18 protein-coding genes are annotated in these 19546 nt (G+C 48.4%); 17 read left to right on the forward strand and 1 reads right to left on the reverse strand.

Annotated features, from left to right (window positions below):
• The first annotated feature begins 146 nt into the window (after nucleotides 1-146).
• From RQP50_RS24275 to RQP50_RS24310, 8 genes are all read left to right on the forward strand, one after another.
• A complete protein-coding gene (locus RQP50_RS24275; RefSeq protein WP_315747015.1) occupies nucleotides 147-869 on the forward strand; it encodes a FadR/GntR family transcriptional regulator in 723 nt (240 codons plus the stop codon).
• Between the two features lie 158 nt (nucleotides 870-1027).
• A complete protein-coding gene (locus RQP50_RS24280; RefSeq protein WP_315747016.1) occupies nucleotides 1028-2395 on the forward strand; it encodes an acyclic terpene utilization AtuA family protein in 1368 nt (455 codons plus the stop codon).
• A 2-nt stretch (nucleotides 2396-2397) separates the two neighbouring features.
• Nucleotides 2398-2706 (forward strand): DUF4387 domain-containing protein, encoded by a 309-nt coding sequence (locus tag RQP50_RS24285; RefSeq protein WP_251487414.1) that lies wholly within the window; start codon nucleotides 2398-2400, stop codon nucleotides 2704-2706.
• Between the two features lie 24 nt (nucleotides 2707-2730).
• Nucleotides 2731-3633 carry an ABC transporter permease gene (locus tag RQP50_RS24290; protein ID WP_028531973.1) on the forward strand — a complete coding sequence of 301 codons (903 nt, stop codon included), beginning with the start codon at nucleotides 2731-2733 and terminating at the stop codon, nucleotides 3631-3633.
• A gap of 13 nt (nucleotides 3634-3646) precedes the next feature.
• Nucleotides 3647-4528, forward strand: a complete 882-nt coding sequence (locus RQP50_RS24295; protein WP_315747017.1) for a carbohydrate ABC transporter permease — start codon at nucleotides 3647-3649, stop codon at nucleotides 4526-4528.
• 112 nt (nucleotides 4529-4640) lie between these two features.
• Nucleotides 4641-6095, forward strand: coding sequence for an extracellular solute-binding protein (locus RQP50_RS24300; RefSeq protein ID WP_315747018.1), 1455 nt, complete (start codon nucleotides 4641-4643; stop codon nucleotides 6093-6095).
• An 86-nt stretch (nucleotides 6096-6181) separates the two neighbouring features.
• Entirely contained in the window at nucleotides 6182-7342 is a 1161-nt protein-coding gene (locus RQP50_RS24305) for an ADP-ribosylglycohydrolase family protein (protein ID WP_315747019.1), read from the forward strand.
• A gap of 100 nt (nucleotides 7343-7442) precedes the next feature.
• Nucleotides 7443-9548, forward strand: a complete 2106-nt coding sequence (locus RQP50_RS24310) for an ADP-ribosylglycohydrolase family protein (RefSeq protein WP_315747020.1) — start codon at nucleotides 7443-7445, stop codon at nucleotides 9546-9548.
• A gap of 100 nt (nucleotides 9549-9648) precedes the next feature.
• Here RQP50_RS24310 and RQP50_RS24315 read toward each other — a convergent pair whose 3' ends face one another.
• The gene (locus RQP50_RS24315) at nucleotides 9649-10035 is read right to left on the reverse strand and encodes a helix-turn-helix domain-containing protein (RefSeq protein ID WP_021261022.1); all 387 of its coding nucleotides are present in this window, start codon (nucleotides 10033-10035) and stop codon (nucleotides 9649-9651) included.
• Between the two features lie 174 nt (nucleotides 10036-10209).
• Between RQP50_RS24315 and RQP50_RS24320 the strand changes: the two genes are divergently transcribed.
• The 9 genes from RQP50_RS24320 (at nucleotide 10210) to RQP50_RS24360 (ending at nucleotide 19510) form a co-directional block, all read left to right on the forward strand.
• Nucleotides 10210-10518 carry a hypothetical protein gene (locus RQP50_RS24320; RefSeq protein ID WP_072730108.1) on the forward strand — a complete coding sequence of 103 codons (309 nt, stop codon included), beginning with the start codon at nucleotides 10210-10212 and terminating at the stop codon, nucleotides 10516-10518.
• A 184-nt stretch (nucleotides 10519-10702) separates the two neighbouring features.
• A complete protein-coding gene (locus RQP50_RS24325; RefSeq protein WP_072730109.1) occupies nucleotides 10703-12343 on the forward strand; it encodes an ABC transporter substrate-binding protein in 1641 nt (546 codons plus the stop codon).
• A gap of 101 nt (nucleotides 12344-12444) precedes the next feature.
• Nucleotides 12445-13467 carry an ABC transporter substrate-binding protein gene (locus RQP50_RS24330; RefSeq protein WP_072730110.1) on the forward strand — a complete coding sequence of 341 codons (1023 nt, stop codon included), beginning with the start codon at nucleotides 12445-12447 and terminating at the stop codon, nucleotides 13465-13467.
• Between the two features lie 38 nt (nucleotides 13468-13505).
• Nucleotides 13506-14513, forward strand: coding sequence for a FecCD family ABC transporter permease (locus tag RQP50_RS24335; RefSeq protein ID WP_315747021.1), 1008 nt, complete (start codon nucleotides 13506-13508; stop codon nucleotides 14511-14513).
• The gene (locus RQP50_RS24340) at nucleotides 14506-15528 is read left to right on the forward strand and encodes a FecCD family ABC transporter permease (protein WP_394358430.1); all 1023 of its coding nucleotides are present in this window, start codon (nucleotides 14506-14508) and stop codon (nucleotides 15526-15528) included. The genes RQP50_RS24335 and RQP50_RS24340 overlap by 8 nt, the downstream gene beginning before the upstream one ends.
• A gap of 78 nt (nucleotides 15529-15606) precedes the next feature.
• Nucleotides 15607-16428, forward strand: coding sequence for an alpha/beta hydrolase (locus tag RQP50_RS24345; RefSeq protein WP_315747022.1), 822 nt, complete (start codon nucleotides 15607-15609; stop codon nucleotides 16426-16428).
• A 228-nt stretch (nucleotides 16429-16656) separates the two neighbouring features.
• Nucleotides 16657-17715, forward strand: a complete 1059-nt coding sequence (locus RQP50_RS24350; RefSeq protein WP_072730114.1) for a fatty acid desaturase — start codon at nucleotides 16657-16659, stop codon at nucleotides 17713-17715.
• Nucleotides 17716-17783: 68 nt separating this feature from the next.
• The gene (locus RQP50_RS24355) at nucleotides 17784-18914 is read left to right on the forward strand and encodes a sensor histidine kinase (RefSeq protein ID WP_315747023.1); all 1131 of its coding nucleotides are present in this window, start codon (nucleotides 17784-17786) and stop codon (nucleotides 18912-18914) included.
• Complete coding sequence (locus tag RQP50_RS24360; RefSeq protein ID WP_021261013.1) at nucleotides 18911-19510, forward strand: response regulator transcription factor; 600 nt, start codon at nucleotides 18911-18913, stop codon at nucleotides 19508-19510. Before RQP50_RS24355 ends, RQP50_RS24360 begins: the two co-directional genes overlap by 4 nt.
• The last annotated feature ends 36 nt before the right edge of the window (nucleotides 19511-19546 follow it).

Genomic DNA, 19546 nt, shown 5'->3' on the forward strand with positions numbered 1-19546 from the left:
GCTTATTTTTTATGTGAATCTATAAAATCACCCGGAAGAAAACGCTATCAAAATTATATTGACACTTAAACTAAATGCGCTTAGTATGAAATTGCGGATAATTGGGTCACCCAATTTTGAATGACACGCATGAAAGGTAATGAGCAATGACGATTAAAAAAATTAAGTACCACCGTGTCTATGAAGATGTCATTGAACAAATAGAGAATCTGATTCTCGAAGGCAACCTGGCTCCGGGAGATGTATTGCCAACGGAAAGGGAGCTCGCCCAAGCATTCGGCATTAGCCGCGGAACCTTGCGGGAGGCCTTCCGTATTCTCGAACGAGAAGGACTCATAGAGACGCGCCCCGGAGGCGGACGCTTCTTGAGCAAGAGGCTGAACGAAGCCGAAGACAAGAAGCGCATGCTGGAGAATATCGAACGGGCCACGATCATTGAGCTGCTCGAAGCAAGAGAGATATTCGAGACGGGCATCGTCGAGCTTGCTGCGGAACGAGCGACCGAGCAGGATATTCGGGAGATTGAGCAGGCATTTGAGAAATGGGGCAAGATTGACCGTGACTCCGATGATTCGGATGATTCGAATGGTCAAGCCAATCCGGATCAAGCATTCCACCTTTCCATTGCCAAGGCGACACACAATGTTGTACTCGTCAACCTGATCGATCTGCATATCGATCTGCTGCAGAAGACACTTGCGAAGACGGAACATATTCCGGGGCGCAAGGACGATGTATATAAGGAGCATTACCGCATTTTACAAGCCATTAAGGAGAAAAACCCACAAAAAGCAAAGGAAGCACTGCTCTATCACTTGCAACAAGTTAAGCAGAACATTCTGCTCCACAATGGAAGCTCAAAAGGGTGAGCGCATCGCTTCCTTTTGATCATTAAATTGGATCATCCAATTACCCACATTTCCAATACTCCCTAGAACTCACACCTAGACCCTAAAGAACACCGGATAGCAAGCTGCAAACAAAAAATTACAACACGCATTGCGTACTGTGATGGTGGAGGGTACCTATGACAAAAGAACAATTCAAAATCCTGGCCCCGTGCGGGATGCTGGGCTATGGCTTTCCAAGGGCCTCGTTCATGAACGGTATGGCGCATCATCCGGATGCCATTGTCGTAGACGCTGGGTCTACGGATGCCGGTCCCCATAAGCTGGGTGCGGGAACTGCAATCGTCAGCAAGCAGGCTTGCAAGAAGGACTTGGAGATTATGATCAACGCGGGAATCCAGGCGAAGATTCCGATCATCATCGGATCGGCCGGGGGCAGCGGCGCCAAGGTACATGTGGAATGGACACAGGCCATCATCATGGAGATCCTTGAAGAGCATCGCTTCCAAGGCATCAAAATCGCCACGATCTGGGCAGACATTCCTCACGAGGTGGTTGCTGCGAAGCTGGATGCCGGGCAGTGCGAGCCATTGGGCCTGACGGTTGCACCGCTGACTCAGGAACGCTTGGCGGCAACGACGAACATCGTGGCGCAGATGGGGCATGAGCCAATTGTAGAGGCGCTTCAAGAAGGAGCGGATATCGTTATTTGTGGACGAGCCTATGATCCGTCTCCATTTGCGGCAGTTGCCATGCTTCATGGGTTCGATACTGCGCTTGCCTATCATCTAGGGAAAATACTAGAGTGCGCCGCGCTGTCTGCTGAACCGGGTACGACTAAGGATTGCATGCTGGGCATATTGCAGCCGAATTCCTTTATCGTGAAGCCGCTTAGCGAGGCACGCAAATGCACAGCCGTATCGGTTGCCGCCCACACGTTTTACGAGAAGGATCATCCGTACATTTTGCATGGTCCAGGGCTGACGCTGGATTTGGAGCATTGCATCTTCACGGAGCTTGGTGATGGCAGCGTAGAAGTAAGCGGCAGCCGAATATCGGAGACTCCGGTGTACAAAATCAAACTGGAAGGCGCTATGAAGGTGGCCTGCCGTACCTTCGTCATTGCCGGTGTACGCGATCCGCTCCTTATTGCACGGATTGAAGAGGTAGAGGAACTGGTCAAGCAGCAGGTGTATGAGTACTATGATGAAATTTCAAGGGAAGACTACCACATTCATTTCATTAATTATGGCTTGAATGGCGTGTTGGGAGAGCTGGAGCCAATTCGGACACCTGCTCATGAGCTCGGTGTCGTCATCGAGGTAACTGCCAAGACGCAGGAACTGGCGAATGCGATTTGCAGTTCTGCCCGTTCCACCTTCCTTCATTACGGGTATGAGGGAAGAAAGTCGACGGCTGGCAATCTGGCATTCCCATTTGCACCGAGCGACGTGCCGTTCGGCGACGTCTATGAATTTTCCGTATACCACTTGATGGAGGTTGCGGATGGGCTGGAGATGTTCAAGAACGAATATACAGAGGTGTAGTCATGAAGCTATATGACGCTGCGGCCGTATTTCGAAGCAAAAATAGCGGGCCCTTCGAGATTACGATAGACGTCTTGTTCAAAGAACCGGAGCTCTATTACAAAATGAAGCAGTCTGGTCGAATGAATAAAGAGATGGTATCCAGGTTATACCAAATCCCGCTTGAACATATTACGCAGCTTGTGTTTTTCGACCAAGCGCTCGGCTTCAAAATTACGTTCGCCAGACAGGTGTCCTCAGGCACCGTATTCGATCGGGATGTATATGGAGCGCAGCAGCATGCGCCGCTCATGGAATTGGAAATCAGCTAAGCAACCGTCCGGAGGTGAGTGGAAATGAAAGCGGCTTCGAAATTAAAGCGGGTGTGGGCGGACAAAGTGCTCTATCTCCTGCTGCTGCCTTGTATTGCGTATTTTCTCATTTTTCATATATGGCCCATTATCGGAATGAAGCTGGCCTTCTTTGACTATCGCATTTTGGGTGACCATGTGTTCGTGGGTTTGAAGTATTTCCGCGAATTATTCAGTACGCCCATTTTTATGAATGTTCTGGCGAATACGCTCATCATTAGTGCGATGAAGCTGGTGTTGCTTTTCCCACTGCCCATTTTGTTCGCATTAATGCTTAATGAATTCCGCAATGGGCGCTTTCGCAAGGCGGTTCAGGTTATCTCCTATTTGCCTCACTTTTTATCGTGGGTCGTCATTACAGGGATATGGTTCGAATTTTTATCCCCATCGACAGGTGCCGTCAATGAGCTCATTCAAGTGTTCGGCTTCCCCGCGCATGACTTTCTGACTGACAAGGGCAGCATTCGCTGGGTTCTGCTGGCGAGTGAGGCATGGCGCAGCATCGGATGGGATTCGATTATTTATCTTGCGGCCATCATGGGAATCAGTCCTAGCTTGTACGAAGCGGCATATGTAGATGGGGCGAGCCGTTGGCATATTGTAACGCGGATCGTGCTTCCGCATTTGTATATTCCGATGGTCACGATCTTCATTCTCAATGTCGGCTTCATTATGAATGCCGGGCTGGATCAAGTGTTGAACTTCACGAACGATTCGGTCAACAGCAAGATCGATATCATCGATACTTACGTGTATCGGGTTGGTCTCATTAATGGCCAATATTCGTTTGCAACGGCAGCGAATTTATTCAAGAGCTTAATTGGGGTCATCCTTGTGCTGTCGACTCATTTTATATCGAAAAAAATTACGAACAAAGGCGCCTGGTAAGGAGGGATGCATCTTGCGAAATAAAATAACCGTATCCAAAATGCTGATCGGCCTTATCCTCTCAGCACTTGTCTTAACGATGTTCATCCCGATCATGAACTTGATTGCCAGAGCGCTGTCGAATCCAGACAAGGTTCATATGCTGCGGGGCTATGAAATCTGGCCGCAAGGCTTCTCCCTTATTAACTTTCAAGTTGTGCTCAACAATGCACTGGTCAGCAAGGCGCTGTTGAACTCTTTGTTTATTTCAATTACGGGTACATGCATCAGCGTTATCTTTACCACACTCGCGGCCTATGTGCTGACCCGCAAACATTTAGTAGGCAAGACGCCGATTATGATTTTTCTCATTATTATTATGATCTTCGAACCGGGGATCGTGCAGGAATACATGGTCATTAAGGATTTGCATCTGCTCGACAGCTTATGGGCTATGGTATTCTACCGGATGATCAATGTGTACTACCTTATCATTATGATGCGTTTCCTTGAAGAGATCCCGGACTCTCTTATCGAGGCGGCGAGAATCGACGGTGCCGGACATATTCGAATGTTCGTCAAAATTGTCCTGCCGCTGGCTCGCATACCGCTACTGACAATCGGGATGTTCTATGTGGTTGCCAAATGGAATGAATTTTTCAAATCGAGCATTTTTCTATCGAGCCGCGACAATACCGTATTGCAAGTGCTGCTTCGGCAGTTCGTTGTGGAGCGGGACAGCACGGCCCTAATCGGCACAGCCGATCTGCTGAAAAACAGTAATGTGGCACAGTTGGATTTCTCATCCCTGAAAGCAGCGACGATCGTCATTGCCATTATCCCGTTTCTTATCCTCTATCCTGTCATTCTGAGACATTATACAAGCGGAGTGATGGAGGGCGGAGTGAAAGAATAAACAAGCTATTGTGATCAAAGAAATGCATTTTGTTCAAAAAATGCAGTAGCCTTCTTAGTGCTGAAAACCATCTATGAACACAAAGGATTATAAATATGGGGGAGGAAATGCAATGAAAAAAATGATTTTCCTTATGCTTGCCAGCTTGATGATGCTTACTACAGCGTGTGGTTCCAGTGGAACGAAGGATGCGGGAGATGCACAATCATCATCCGAACAAGAGGCAGTCACGATATCAATTGTCGGCAAGGATCTGCCGCCTGATGCAAGGGTGATTAAAGGGATTGAGGAAGGCATGAAGGCAGAAGGAAAGAACATTAAACTGGAGGTCGTTCCCGTACAGAGCGGAACTTATTCGGAGAAGCTGGGCTTACTGCTGCAAAGCGGCACGATTCCGGACATTATGTACTTCCAAGGCGGGGATTACGCATTTGCCATCACGCAGCAAATCCTTGAAGATCTTACCCCTTACATTGAACAATCCACCTATGTCAAAGCATCCATGAACGTGTTCAATCAAGAACGCACGAAAAACTATCCGTACTTAGTATGGCTGTCGCCAACAAGCAGCCAAATTCCGGTCATGCGCCAGGACTGGTTCGATAAGTCGGCAACAGGCAAGGAATTGCTCGCGAATCCATCCATAGATAACTATTATAATTTTTTCAAAGAAATGAAAGAAAAGAATGGTGCTAAATTTGCCTACACGACAGCGGGCAATCTTGATGAGCTTGATGTGATGTTCGCACAAGCATTCGGTTTGACCTCGACATGGATTAAGGGCGCGGACGGGAAATACGCATTCGGCAAAACTACATCATTTGAAAAGGACAAGCTGGAGTTCTATGCCAAGCTGTATAAGGAAGGTTTGCTTGATCCAGAGTTTCTAACAAAGAAATGGGATACGAAGGAAAAAGCTTTTTATGATGGACAAGCTGCCATTATCGCAGGGACACAGGGCAAGGTGATCGACCTGTACAATAACAAAATGACGTCTCAGAATGGAGTGTCGGCCAAGGTAATGCCTCTCCCGCCAGCGAAAGGCAAGGCGCAAGGCTACCTGCCGATCGATGTCAGCAAGGAAAGCCGCGGCTTTGCGATAAGCAAAGTGTCCAAGCATAAAGATTTGGCTTTTGCTGTACTCGAATATTTGGCTAGCCCGAAGGGGCAAATGCTCGACAAGCTCGGCATTGAAGGTGAAGAGTATGAGATCGTTAACAACAAAATCAAGCTGAAGGAAAAATTCGCGGAATGGTATCCGCTATTCGTCGGCTCTACGATTAACTTCAAGCCGGAACATGAATTCGATCCTGCGACACCATACCTGTCTGAACCGGCAATGAAGTCACTGGAGATGATTGATTCTCTGTCGAGCAAGGATAATGCCTTCATAATACCAGCCGAACTTGCCGGCAAATGGGACGCCTGCAATGAGCTGTACAAGGAATTCGCAGCGAACATCGTGATGGGCAGCAAATCGGCAGCTGACTTCGACAAGTTCGTGCAGGCGTGGAATGATGCCGGTGGCAAGGAAATTACAGAGTACGCGAATCAAACGATCAAATAGGAAGCTCGAAAGCTAGAGCGTATGAGACTGGATATCGGGGAGCGAGGCGACTGCCTCGCTCTTCAGGCAGGAGGGAGAGAAGCGGGATGGTTTCTTTTGCGCAGCGAGTACAAGGAGCAATCTACGGAACAGCCTATGGGGATGCAATGGGTGCTGTCGTAGAGAAAATGACGTACAGCGAAATTAAAGAGAAGTATGGGCGCGTGGAAACAACGCAAACGAAATGGTGGAAGGCGGATTGGCCGGAGGCAGCGAGGCAGGGGAGAATGAGAGGCCAAGGCATTATTACCGACGATACGCTAATGACGCTCGCATTAATGAATGTATATGTTACGGAACGCCGTCACCTGGATGCCTATGATATGGCAAATGAATTCGTGAAGGAGATTGCGTTTCGGCCACGGTATATTCCGGAATTCGGCCGGGAAGCGCTCATTATGGATCGATTGTTCTATCCCGAGAAGCATATTTTCAATCGGCATGTGCTCGCGAATTGTGAACCGCGCGAAGGCGGGTACGGCAATATGGTCAACTGCGGGGCAGCCATGTATATCTCCCCGATCGGCATCGTGAATGCCTGCAATCCGAAGGGAGCCTATGATGAGGCAATTCTGTTCGCATCTGGGCATCAGCTCAGCTACGGCCTCGAGGCGGCAGGCGTAATGGCATGCTGTGTTGCGAAGGCAATGGAGCCTGGAGCGACCGTACATGATATAGCGGATACGGCGCTGCATTATGCGAAGGACGGCACGAAGCGGGCGATACATGACATTTGCGAGACGGCTCTTCTTCTTCAGTCCCGCAAGGAGGATCGAGAGGAAATCGTTCGTTCCTTCCATGAAGTGCTCGCGCGCTATTCACCAATGGGAGACGATGTGCATCGGAGCATACACAAGATCGGCATCCCATCCAATCACTACACGCCAAGCCGATTGTTCGCCATCGAGGAACTGCCGCTTGCACTGGCTTATATCTTGCTGCACGAGGGCAATCTGCTGGAAGCGGTCAAGGACGGGGTCAGCTCGGGGCGCGATACGGATTCCATCGGCGTCATGATCGGCGCTATTCTGGGGGCTATGCAAGGCGTGCAGGCCATACCTGCGGAAGAGATAGCTACACTCGAAGACATCAATCAGCAGCGCATCGATCAGCACTGCGAAGCATTCATGGAAGTGGCAACCGCGATCATTGGCACGGATGCACAGTTACATCGAAAGAGAGAGCAAATGATAGATCAGATGATGTAACTCACTTACAGCATACGAAAATGAAAAACGTTCTTACGTTCTAACATTCTTACTTCATAACATGCAAGAGAATAACGACTTAGAGGCGGTGACAGACTGTATGATACCGAACAATTATGTAGAGAAGATATATGCGGGCTATTTGGGAATGAATATCGGAATTCGCCTCGGAGCGCCGGTAGAGCCAACAATTTGGAGCTATGAGCGAATTCAGAATACGTATGGCGAGATTACGGGGTATGTTAAGGATTTTAAAAATTTTGCGGCAGATGACGACGCCAACGGCCCTTATTATTTCCTCCGTGCACTCTATGATGATGCGGTGGATCGTGACATTGCGCCAAATGATGTGGCGCGTGCTTGGCTCAACTATTCTCGCGAGGGCATCGGCATGTTCTGGTGGGGCGGATATGGCGTAAGCACTGAGCATACCGCGTATATCAATTTGAAAAAAGGAATCTCTGCTCCGCAATCTGGTTCGATTGAGCAGAACGGACAAATTATTGCCGAACAGATTGGCGGGCAGATTTTTATTGATACATGGGGACTTGTGAATCCCTGCAATCCGAAGAAGGCGGCTGACTTTGGCGAAGCAGCGGCAAGAGTATCACATGATGGTGAGGGTGTGCTTGGCGCGAGATTTTTCTGTGCGGCGATCTCGAAGGCTTTCGAGACAGCGAACATCGAAGACATTATTGAAGCAGGTCTAGCGGAAATTCCAAGCGATTCCCTCTACGCGCAGGTTGCGCGTGCTGTGCTCGCCTTCCATGAACAGCATCCGGACGATTTCAGATCATGTCGCGCGATGCTGGAGCGGGATTGGGGCTACGATAAATATACGGGTGTATGCCATATCATCCCGAATGCAGGCGTATGTGTGCTGTCCATGATCTACGGACAGGGCGACTTTAACCGCACTGTGGAAATTGCGACGATGTGCGGCTGGGATACGGATTGCAATGCTGGCAATGTCGGAACGGTGCTTGGGGTAGCTTGCGGCTTAAGCGGAATCGGGGAACATTATCGAGCACCGATTAATGACGGCATCGTCATGTCGGGCATTTCGGGTTATTTGAACATTCTTGATATTCCTACTTATGCGAAGGAACTGGCGATTCTGGGCTATCGCTTGGCCAATGTGCCATGCCCGCCCGAGCTGCTGGACAGCTGCAAGGAGAACGAAATCCATTTTGACTTCGAGCTGCCAGGCTCAACACATAATATGCGCGTATCTGATCCATTCTTCTGCCGCCTAAAGCATTCTACAGAACAGGCGTACCAAGGAACGGGATCGCTTGAGGTGCTATTTGATCGCATGACTCGCGGTGAGAGCTCGAAGGTGTTCTACAAGTCATTTTACACTCGGGATGACTTCAACGATGAGCGTTATTCGCCTACCTTCTCGCCGAAGGCTTATTCAGGGCAGACGGTATCGATGAAAATTTACCTTGATCAATGGGGCGGCAATGCGCCGATGACGATTGCCCCATATGTGCGTTTGGCGAAGAGCAAGCGGGATTTGGTACAGGGTTACCGCAAGCTTGTGAACGAGCAGTGGATCGATGTGGAATTTGTCATTCCAGACACAGAGGGAGAATTGATTGATGAAGTTGGCATCGTTCTGGAGTCAGACTCTACGCGCAAGCCGAAGAGCCTTGGACGCATCTTCATTGACGAATTCCGGATTTACGGCAAGGCGGCCTACACAATTGACTTCCACAAGCAGGCGATGAGCTTCGGCTGTGTGACCCCATTTGCTCATAATCAAGGGGCATGGAGCTTGGTAGATGGCAGCATGTACGTGATGACTGCCGAGTCTAGCGAGTCATATGCAGGCAATTATTTTGCGACAGATTACTCGGTTGAGGTTACGCTCAACCCGCAAAGCGGCGATTCACATCTTGTTGCGATTCGGGCTCAAGGCGCCATGCGCGGCTACCATGCGGGACTGAACGGTAAGGGTCAAGTGTCTTTATACGCCAATGACTTCGGCTACAAGAAGCTTGCCAGCTGTGCCTACCCATGGAAGTTGAATCAGGAGTACGACATCAAGCTAACCGCAGAGGGCAGTACCCTTACACTAAGCATCAATGGCGAGCAATTGCTGCAGCACGAGGATGATGCGTGGAGCTATGGCATGTATGGAGTAAGCACGCTCGGTGCGGCTAGAACCTACTATCGAAAACTGACAATAACGGAGCTGTAAACGAGACGAGCGCCATTTTACAATACGAAGAACCCGCGGGATAAGGAGGGCGGGTTTTTCGTATTTTCGACGATTAGGTCGTGATTCTCGGGTGCTGCGTTTAGGAACGCTTATTTCCTTTGGAACTTTTAGCATCCATCGTGTTAAGGAAATCCTTTGTGGTTCGAACCACATACTTGACCTCATCAATCGATCTTTCCATGAGCGTGATTCTATGTAGATCAAGAAGCATCTGCTTGTCTTCGATGCCATCCTCGATGCCGAGCTTCTGGAAGTCAAACAGTTCACTAGGCATAATATCCAGCGCATGCATAAGAGATTCCAATGTCTTCAAGGTTACATTGACTTTCCCGGATTCAATATCGGATATCCGCGACTTGCTCATGCCCTCTTTTCCCGTTCTTTCTGCAACTTGCTCCTGGCTTAATCCTTTTGCGAGTCGAATCATTCTTAGCTGTTCGCCAACAAACTTAAGCAAATCTGACATGATGTTCACCTCAGTTTAGAGGTTATTGAATCGTAGAGGAAAATGAGATATCACTATAACATAACAAAAAGATAAATGTTATACTATAATGGAACTATTATATGGAAAATGATATGAATCATGGATAATTGCATTTCCGTAATCAGTTTAGTAATCGATGTGGAGGAAGAAAAAATGTCTGATTGGGTAAAAGATACCTTGCAGCAACGGTTGGAATTCCTTAGGACACAAGTCGAGATGCTACCGGAAATAACAATACTGCAGAATAAATTAGATGAATTGGAGCATTCGATTCAGCGCAAGTTAGGTCGAAGTGGGCGCAGCTTGCACAAGGAATGGATACAAGTGCAGAACGAGATGGCTTCTATGCAAATGGGATGGATCTATGCAAAGGGTGTACAGGATGGATTGAAGATGCTCATCTTCTTGAACAAGTCAGAGGAAGAATTGGCGATGAGTAATAGCCATCTCCCAATGAACTAGCAAGAACAATGTCATCAGGTTAGACAAGCTCAGCAGTAGGAACTGTTGGGCTCTTTGTATTGGTTTCATTCATAGCTATATTGACGATGATAATCATTATCAATTATGATGAGAAAGATGGTAGGATTCATTAAGATAGATTCATTATGCTCACCGATTTCTTCTATATAAAGTAGGAGGCAGTATGAAAACGATGAATAAACGGAATCATTCCAGCAGTCGCATTTCCTGGAATGAAGCGATCTATAAACTGCGTACAGCAGAATACCGCAAGGATGTGCAGGGCTATCAATCCGCTCAACAGTGGACAAGTACACATCTGTTGATCATTACAACACAAGGGCATGGAACGGTACAGCTGGACAAGAAGGAATATTCCTTGTCTCGTGAAAGTGCGTATTGGTTCGCCCCTGCTCATACATTCGGCATGAAATCAGAAGCAGAAGATGGCATAGAGGCCTATCTTTTTTATTTCGATATGTATAGAGAAGCAGAGGAAGGAGCACTGCTTCATCCCTTGCATGATGAACGGGAAATCGAACACCAGGAGACAATTGCGGTGACTTCAGCAGGAGAACTGACACTTCTGTGCGATGCAGTCGTTCGCATGCATGGCAGCGAGAGTGCTCAGGAACGATTCCGTGCTCAATATGCCTTCCAGGAGCTTATCTATACGCTGCTGAATAAGAAGCCGAACCACACTGATCATGGAAGTTCTTCCATTGAGAGAGCGAAGGCATACATGGAATTGCACTACAGTGACAGCTTGTCGATCGAGCAATTGGGAGCCATTGCAGGAGTAAGTCCGAAGTATTTCGTCGATTTATTCAAAAAGACATTTGGCCTCAGCTCAAACGATTATTTGACAGAACTGCGAATGAATAAGGCGAAGCAATTCCTGAATCGATCTGATGTGAAGCTGCGAGATATTGCGCATCAGGTTGGATATCAGGATGAGTTTTATTTCAGCCGGAAGTTCAAGCAGATGGTTGGTGTTTCCCCTTCGGTTTATATGAAGAGCCGCAGGAAGAGAATTGCTGCATACGGAACTGGAGTAGCTGGCTATCTGCTGGCGCTCAATATTATTCCCTATGCTGCGCCGCTGCACCCGAAATGGACGAAATACTATTACGATCAATATCGCTATGATATTCCTGTTCATCTCAGCGCGTACCGTGTCAATGAGCACTGGGAAGCGAACATCATGAAGCTGCACGAGGCGGCGCCGGATGTAATCGTCAGCATAGATGGGCTTGCCGAGGAGGAGCAAGAGCAGCTTGGTCAGGTAGGCAACGTCTGTCAAGTTCCAAGTACGAGGAATTGGCGAGAGCAGCTGGTGCATACAGCGAAGCTGCTTGGGGAAGAGACGGAGGCTGCGAATTGGCTTGCTCAGTATGATCGTAGAGTGGATTGGGTAAGAGAACAACTTCCATCTGGCGTGAAGGATGAGACCTTCCTCTTCGTTAGAATTTTGAGAAAGCAGATCTATGCATATTGCAATCGTGGAATTGCAGAGGTTGTATTCGATAATCTGCAGCTCCAACAGGCATTCCAATGGCCAGAGCAAGTCTATAACATGGAGCTGTCATTGGAGCAGCTTGCCCTAATCAATCCAGATCGCCTGCTCGTCAACGTCTGCCAAGAGAGTGAGACGTTAGCCGCTTGGGAGCAGCTGCAGGAAAGCTGGCGATGGCAGCAGCTTAGTGCTGTGCGTCGTCAACGTGTTCATCTGATACATACAGATCCTTGGGTCGAGTATTCTCCGATCGCGATGGAACGAATGATGGATACGATGCTTCAATTGCTATCTGGAAATTGTCCATAACAATTCAGGAATTTATCCATTGGAGATTCGGGATAAACGTTCTATCATTTAATAGTGATAATCATTATCAATTGAAACGTTCGAAGGGAGTTCAGAAATAAATGAACAAATGGATGGTTAAGGGGTTATTATTGCTTTCACTTTCACTGGCATTGACAGCATGCGGTGCTGGTGGCGCGAAAGAAGGCGCTGATGCGAAGAACGGTTCAGGCACGGAAACGACTGCACCTGCAGCGTCTAACACAGACAATAAAGATAAAGAGTCGGCACCATCCGGCGAAACAAAAACAATTACGTATTTGGATCAAACGTATACGATCCCTGCTAAAAAGGAACTTCGCATCGTAATTTCTGGTTCTATGGAGTCCATGGAAGATGCGGTTGTACTTGACGCGAAGCCAGTTGGTGCAATTAGTGTAAGCGGGCAGTTCCCTGACTTGTTCAAGAAAGCGACAACGGAAGCCGTATCGGTCGGAGAGAAGATGGAGCCGGATTACGAAGGAATCTTGAAGCTGAAGCCTGACGTCATCCTCGCTTCTACGAAGTTCAAGCCAGAGGCTATCGAGAACTTCAAAAAAATTACGACTACCATTCCGGTATCACACGTGTCTACGAACTGGGAAGCCAATCTGAAGCTCTTGGCAGAACTAACAGGCAAGGAGAAAGAAGCGGAAGAGGCTTTGAACAAGTATAAAGCCGACTTGGATGCGACGAAAGCGAAGTTCGGCGACAAGCTGAAGGACAAGAAGGTACTGGCGGTTCGTGTTCGTAAGGGCGATCTGGCGATCTACCCTGAGGGAGTCTTCTTTAATGCTTCCCTCTATAACGATTTGGGTCTGACGGCTCCCGCAGAAGTGAAAGCAGCGAAGGCGCAAGAATTGATCTCGCTGGAGAAATTCTCGGAAATCAATCCTGACTATCTGTTCGTTCAGTTCTCTCCAGATGAGAACAAGAATACACCGAAAGCACTGGAGGATTTGGAGAACAATCCAATCTGGAAGAGCGTTAATGCGGTGAAGAACGGCAAAGTGTTCGTCAATGTTGTGGACCCGCTCGCACAAGGCGGCACAGCGCTCAGCAAATTCTTGTTCCTTGAAGCAGCAGTAGATAAGCTGTCCCAATAATTCAGATGTTCAAATAATAAACAACAGGTTGGTACGATATGCATAATAAGAAGGCATTGGCGATTGCAATCATGATCTTGTCACCAATTGCCATGGTGGCGGTCATCGTATTATCTGTGCTCTATGGAGCCAAGAACATTGATGCGAATACCGTATGGAATGCTGTGTTCCACTTCAATCCGGACAATGTAGATCACCAAATTATTTTGCACTCGCGCATGCCGAGGGCAATAGGGGCGCTCTTGATCGGGGCGTTCCTAGCCGTATCAGGAGCCATGATGCAGGGGATGACAAGAAACTATCTTGCATCCCCTTCTATTATGGGGGTATCTGATGGTTCGGCCTTCGTCATTACGCTGTGCACGATTTTGGTTCCTTCTGCGTCATCCATTGAAATGATTTTCTTTTCGTTATTAGGTTCATTGTTTGGCGTCGTTGTCGTGTGGGGATTGGCCTCCACAATTCCGGGTGGGTTGTCGCCAGTGAAGATGGCGATTGTCGGAACGGTTATCGGAACCCTGCTCAGCAGCATTTCATCTGCGATCGCCGTTTATTTTCAAATTTCGCAGAATATCAGCTTCTGGTATAACGCTAGGCTTCATCAATTGGATCCCCAGTTAATTAAGCTTGTTATTCCATTTGCTATTGTTGGATTTATTCTGGCGATGTCTGTCACCAGATCAATTACGACACTCTCGCTTGGCGAAGATGTTGCGGCTGGCTTGGGGCAGAAGACGTTTTTTGTAAAGCTGCTTGCAACCGCTTCAGTCGTCATTTTGACCGGTATTTCGGTAGCGCTGGCAGGCAAGATTGGCTTCGTTGGTTTAATTGTTCCTCATATTGCACGTATGATGGTTGGACTGGATTACCGGTGGACGGTGCCTTGTGCAGGCTTGCTGGGGGCCTTGTTCCTTGGCCTTGCTGATGTACTCAGCAGATTCATCAATCATCCATTCGAAACTCCAGTCGGTGTAGTAACAGCCTTAATTGGGGTTCCATTCTTCCTCTATCTCATTCGCAAAAAAGGAGGGGGAGGACGTGCATAGAGATTCATTGCTTCGTTGGTGGGTTGTATTTGGCGTTGGGCTCGCATTGTTCTGTACGGCGGTCTATATAAGCGTGACAAATGGCGTCTTCGATATGACGGTGAAAGATGTCTTCAATACCATCCTGGGCATTGATCCGAAGCCGGATCATGAGCTTGTTATCTTCGAGTTCAGACTGCCGCGCATTGTGCTGTCTGCAATGGTAGGTTTGGGTCTTGGCATAGCAGGTGCTGTTATTCAAGGCATTACGCGGAATGGCCTTGCCGATCCAGGGATTTTGGGTATAAACTCTGGTGCCGGAGCTGCAGTCGTACTGTTTATGTTTTTCTTCCAAGGGAAGATCGTCGGCACAGATTGGTTTGCAGTAATGGCTATGCCTTTGTTTGGACTTGTCGGTGGCTTGCTGGCAGCTATCTTTATTTTTGCGTTCTCATGGCATCGAGGCAGGCTTGATCCGCAGCGCTTGATCTTAGTTGGTATTGCGGTAGCTTCTGGTCTCGGGGCATTGTCTATGTATATTTCATTGAAGATGAATCCGCAGGACTTCGAGATGGCAACGGTGTGGATGTCAGGCAGCGTGTGGAATGCGAACTGGCATTACGTTGTGGCTGCATTGCCATGGCTCATCATTTGCGTCCCATTCATTTGGTTCAAGTCACGGAAGCTGGACTTGCTGCAATTCGAGCGAGACAGTGCGATGAGTCTTGGCGTGGCAGTCAATCGGGAGACAAATTTACTGCTCATAGCCAGCATTGGGCTTGTCAGTGCTTGTGTATCCGTATCCGGCAGCATTGGCTTCGTCGGCTTGATCGCACCGCATATTGCACGGAAGCTGGTCGGTGTGAGTCATCATCGCATGCTGCCCGTGTGCGGAATAATCGGGATGGTTATCGTTGTCGTCTCCGATTATATCGGCAGAACGATTTTTGCGCCGATATCATTGCCGGCAGGTGTCGTTGTGGCGCTGCTCGGCGTTCCGTATTTTATCTACTTGCTCTATCGAGCTCCGAAATAGGTCCGATGTTCGAAAGACATAACATTGACATCGGCAGAGTCATCGGAATTCATTCCGCACAATAGGGGAGGAACCAGCATGAAAATAGCAGAACAACCGATTACGCTGCCGCGTTCTACGGTTTACAATATGGGTTCCACGCATACGCACCGAGATTATCGAATTAGTGTTAGTGTTCCCGAGGGCGAAGCTCCTTCGGAGGGGTACCCGGTTCTGTATGTGCTCGACGGCAACGCGTTATTTCCTCTTTGCGCGGAGTCGGCTCGCGTGTTGAAGGGGCGAGGCATTCGCGGCTTCGGCCCTCTGGTTGTTGTAGGGATTGGTTATTTGACGGAAGGAAACTTTCCTGCGGATCGCTTCTATGAACTGACACCTCCAACGGATCGTGCATCCTTGCCGCCAAGACCAGGCGGGGAGGAATGGCCGCCAACTGGAGGCGGCGACAACTTCCTTCGCTTCATCGAGGAAGAGCTGAAGCCAGCAATCGAAGAGGCGTATCCGATTGATCGTTCGAAGCAGGCTTTGTTCGGTCATTCACTCGGTGGCTTATTCACACTGAATACGATGTTCACGAAGCCTGATCTGTTCCAGACTTATATTGCGGGCAGCCCCTCTATTTGGTGGAGCAATCGCTGCGTGCTGGAGGCGGAGCAGGTATTTACGGCGAACCGAACTGTAGAGCCTGATCCAACCCCTGTGCGGCTGCTCATGACCGTTGGGGAAGAGGAAGCCTCACACCCGAATCGGATGCTGCATAATGCGGAGGAGATGTACCAGCGCTTGAACAAGCTGGAGGAGAACGGCTTGTCCGTGGATTTTCATGTATTTCCTGGTGAAGGGCATTTATCTGTACTTCCCGGCTTGATCGGACGCGCAATCCGATTCGCGCTTCATAAATAAGAAGTAACAAGCAGCCTGCTGACCTATTTCAGCAGGCTGCTTGTTTGTTTGCGGATCGGCGCGCCTATGTTTGCATGTTTTAACGTGACATATATGACATTTATCATGTCCCTTATCTGACGTTTATGACTACTGCGGATGACACGGATTCTCTATACTTAAGATAATTAAGTATGGGTTCATACGATATCACCTATGTTCGTTAACAATTTAGGGGGAACTGACAAGATGGCCGATTCGAAGCTTACTAGCTTGAAGAAGGAAGTAGCGCCTTATGAACAGATCGATATGCGATCGAGCATTCGACAAATATGCAATACGATTTTACCGCTTTTGGTTCTGTGGTATGCCGCTTATGCGAGTCTTTCGGTATCCTACTGGCTATCACTCGTGTTCATGGTCATGGCGTCCGGCTTCGTCATTCGGACATTTATTATATTTCATGACTGCTGTCACCAATCCTTTTTTAAGAGCCGGAAGGCAAACGATATACTGGGAACGATTACAGGGGTGATCACCCTTGTTCCGTACCAGCAATGGAAGAACAGTCACTCTATCCATCATGCCACAAGCAGCAACCTAGACAAGCGGGGAATTGGCGACATGTGGGTGCTGACGGTTGAGGAATACGAGGAGGCTTCCTGGTGGACGCGTCTAGCTTATCGTGTATACCGCAATCCAGTGGTCATGCTCTGCATCGGGCCGATTGCCATCTTCCTGATTGCTTATCGCTTCAATGTTAAAGGTGCGAAGCGTAAGGAGCAAGTGAATACGCACATTACGAATATTGGAATTGTAGTATTATATGCATTGCTGTGTTGGGCCATTGGTTGGCAGGCATTTCTGATGATCCAAGGGCCAATCTTCTTATTGTCGGGCATGCTCGGCATCTGGCTGTTCTATGTGCAGCATCAATTCGAGGAGACGTACTTCGAGCATGAAGATGAATGGAGCTACGTGAAGGCGGCGGTAGAAGGAAGCTCCTATTACAAGCTGCCGAAGTTGCTGCAGTGGATTACCGGCAACATCGGCTTCCATCATGTGCATCATCTTAGTCCGAAGGTGCCGAACTACAATTTGGAGAAGGCGCATGATGCGTCCATTCCGCTGCAGAAGGCAACGACAATTACCCTGCGTACGAGCCTGAAGTCGCTCCGATTCCGACTATGGGATGAAGAGAGAAAGGTATTTGTTAGCTTCAAGGAACACAAGCAGATGCTGCTGCAGAAGTCAGGTCGCATTAGAAGCTCTATCAAGCCGCCAAGAGCGGGGATTCAAGGGGAATAATGAGCACGGCTTGGCATCATTATGGTAAGATACAATTAAATATGGCAAGAGGAAGGAGGAAGACAACCATGCAGAAGTGGTATCACATATTTCACAGGAGTACGGGATTGAGCCCGTACGTGTGGGTTGTCTTTTATATCCTTCCTTTTTACTTTATATTTCGGGCCTCTTCGCCATACGAAGTTGGTATTGGCGTAGTCATGATACTGGCGTTTTTCGGCTGCTATGTGTTGTCGTTTGTATCGAAGGGATGGTGGGTCTACTTTTGGACCTCCTTCCAAGTGATTATTTCCATTACAATGACGGTACTGTTCGGATATGTATACTTTGCATTGTTTCTGGCGTTCTTTATCGGTAATATTCAGCACAAAATCGGCTTTATTACGTTATATACCATCCACTTGATTAGTACGATTGTGACGATCAACTATGGATTTGTAACGAAGAATCCGGTGCTCATCACGCAGCTGCCATTCGTTCTTGTCAGCATGATCGGAGTTATCCTGCTCCCAGTAACGACTTATAATCGCAACAAGCGAGATAAGCTGCAAGGAGAGCTGGAGGATGCCAACAAGCGGATTGCGGATCTGGTGAAGCTGCAGGAGCGACACCGCATTGCCCGTGATTTGCATGATACGCTTGGTCAGAAGTTGTCGCTCATCGGCCTGAAGAGTGATCTTGCAGGCAAGCTTATTCATAAGAATCCCGGACGTGCCCAAGCAGAAATCAATGATGTGCGGCAGACAGCGAGAACGGCCTTGAAGGAAGTGCGGGAACTGGTGACACAAATGAGGGGAACGCGGCTGGAGGATGAGCTGTTTCGCATCAAGCAAATTTTGAAGGCGGCTCAAATTGAGTTTAGCCTAGAAGGCGGCAAGCTTGCGAATATCTCTCTTCTTTATGAAAATGTACTCAGTATGTGCTTGAAAGAAGCGGTTACAAACATTGTGAAGCATAGCAATGCGACGTCCTGTTCGATTCAATTTGAATCTTCGCAAGCAGAACTTAAGGTTAAGGTGCAGGATAACGGTGTTGGGATGGACACCAGCCTTCAGTCGACAGGCAATGGCTTGCTTGGAATGAAGGAACGGCTTGAGTTCATTAACGCAAGTATGGACATTGTATGTGATCAAGGTACGGCCATCATCATACAAGTGCCGATCGTGACGAAGCAGCCAATTAAGGAGGTGGGGACGTGATACGTATTGTCATTGCGGAAGATCAGCGGATGCTGCTTGGAGCGCTAGCGTCTCTGCTGGATTTGGAAGAGGATATGAGTGTTGTCGGGCGGGCAAGCAATGGGGATGAGGCTGTAAAGCTCGTTCATGAGCACAATCCAGATATATGCCTGATGGATATTGAGATGCCAGGGAAGAGCGGGCTGGATGCCGCTGAGGAACTGAAGGGCGCAGGCTGCAAGGTCGTGATCCTGACGACCTTTGCCCGTCCGGGATATTTCGAGAGAGCCGTGAAGGCAGGCGCGAATGGATATCTGCTCAAGGACAGCCCGAGCGAGGAACTGGCAGATTCAATCCGCAGCATTATGGCAGGCAGACGGATCTATGCTTCTGAACTGGTAGATGAAGCATACTCGGAAGAGAATCCGCTGACAGAGCGGGAGAAGGAAGTGCTTTGTCTGATTGCAGACGGCAAGAATACGAAGGAAATTGCCTCAGAGCTGTATATCACGACAGGAACCGTGCGCAACTATATTTCAGTTATTCTCGACAAGCTTAATGTGGGCAATCGCATCGAGGCGATTACGCGGTTTAAGGAGAAGGGCTGGTTCAAGTAAGGCTGGATATCGATAGAAATGGAGGAGTGCGCTTAA

The sequence above is a fragment of the Paenibacillus suaedae genome (assembly GCF_032337355.1).
GTDB classification, from domain to species: Bacteria; Bacillota; Bacilli; order Paenibacillales; family Paenibacillaceae; genus Paenibacillus_B; species Paenibacillus_B suaedae.

What these genes read in the sequence shown, in the direction of transcription:
- RQP50_RS24320 (WP_072730108.1), top strand. Translation starts at nt 10,210, where the DNA reads ATGTCTGATTGGGTAAAAGATACCTTGCAGCAACGGTTGGAATTCCTT.
- RQP50_RS24355 (WP_315747023.1), top strand. Translation starts at nt 17,784, where the DNA reads ATGCAGAAGTGGTATCACATATTTCACAGGAGTACGGGATTGAGCCCG.
- RQP50_RS24345 (WP_315747022.1), top strand. Translation starts at nt 15,607, where the DNA reads ATGAAAATAGCAGAACAACCGATTACGCTGCCGCGTTCTACGGTTTAC.
- RQP50_RS24315 (WP_021261022.1), bottom strand. Translation starts at nt 10,035, where the DNA reads ATGTCAGATTTGCTTAAGTTTGTTGGCGAACAGCTAAGAATGATTCGA.
- RQP50_RS24325 (WP_072730109.1), top strand. Translation starts at nt 10,703, where the DNA reads ATGAAAACGATGAATAAACGGAATCATTCCAGCAGTCGCATTTCCTGG.
- RQP50_RS24285 (WP_251487414.1), top strand. Translation starts at nt 2,398, where the DNA reads ATGAAGCTATATGACGCTGCGGCCGTATTTCGAAGCAAAAATAGCGGG.
- RQP50_RS24310 (WP_315747020.1), top strand. Translation starts at nt 7,443, where the DNA reads ATGATACCGAACAATTATGTAGAGAAGATATATGCGGGCTATTTGGGA.
- RQP50_RS24280 (WP_315747016.1), top strand. Translation starts at nt 1,028, where the DNA reads ATGACAAAAGAACAATTCAAAATCCTGGCCCCGTGCGGGATGCTGGGC.
- RQP50_RS24290 (WP_028531973.1), top strand. Translation starts at nt 2,731, where the DNA reads ATGAAAGCGGCTTCGAAATTAAAGCGGGTGTGGGCGGACAAAGTGCTC.
- RQP50_RS24350 (WP_072730114.1), top strand. Translation starts at nt 16,657, where the DNA reads ATGGCCGATTCGAAGCTTACTAGCTTGAAGAAGGAAGTAGCGCCTTAT.
- RQP50_RS24330 (WP_072730110.1), top strand. Translation starts at nt 12,445, where the DNA reads ATGAACAAATGGATGGTTAAGGGGTTATTATTGCTTTCACTTTCACTG.
- RQP50_RS24300 (WP_315747018.1), top strand. Translation starts at nt 4,641, where the DNA reads ATGAAAAAAATGATTTTCCTTATGCTTGCCAGCTTGATGATGCTTACT.
- RQP50_RS24305 (WP_315747019.1), top strand. Translation starts at nt 6,182, where the DNA reads ATGGTTTCTTTTGCGCAGCGAGTACAAGGAGCAATCTACGGAACAGCC.
- RQP50_RS24275 (WP_315747015.1), top strand. Translation starts at nt 147, where the DNA reads ATGACGATTAAAAAAATTAAGTACCACCGTGTCTATGAAGATGTCATT.
- RQP50_RS24335 (WP_315747021.1), top strand. Translation starts at nt 13,506, where the DNA reads ATGCATAATAAGAAGGCATTGGCGATTGCAATCATGATCTTGTCACCA.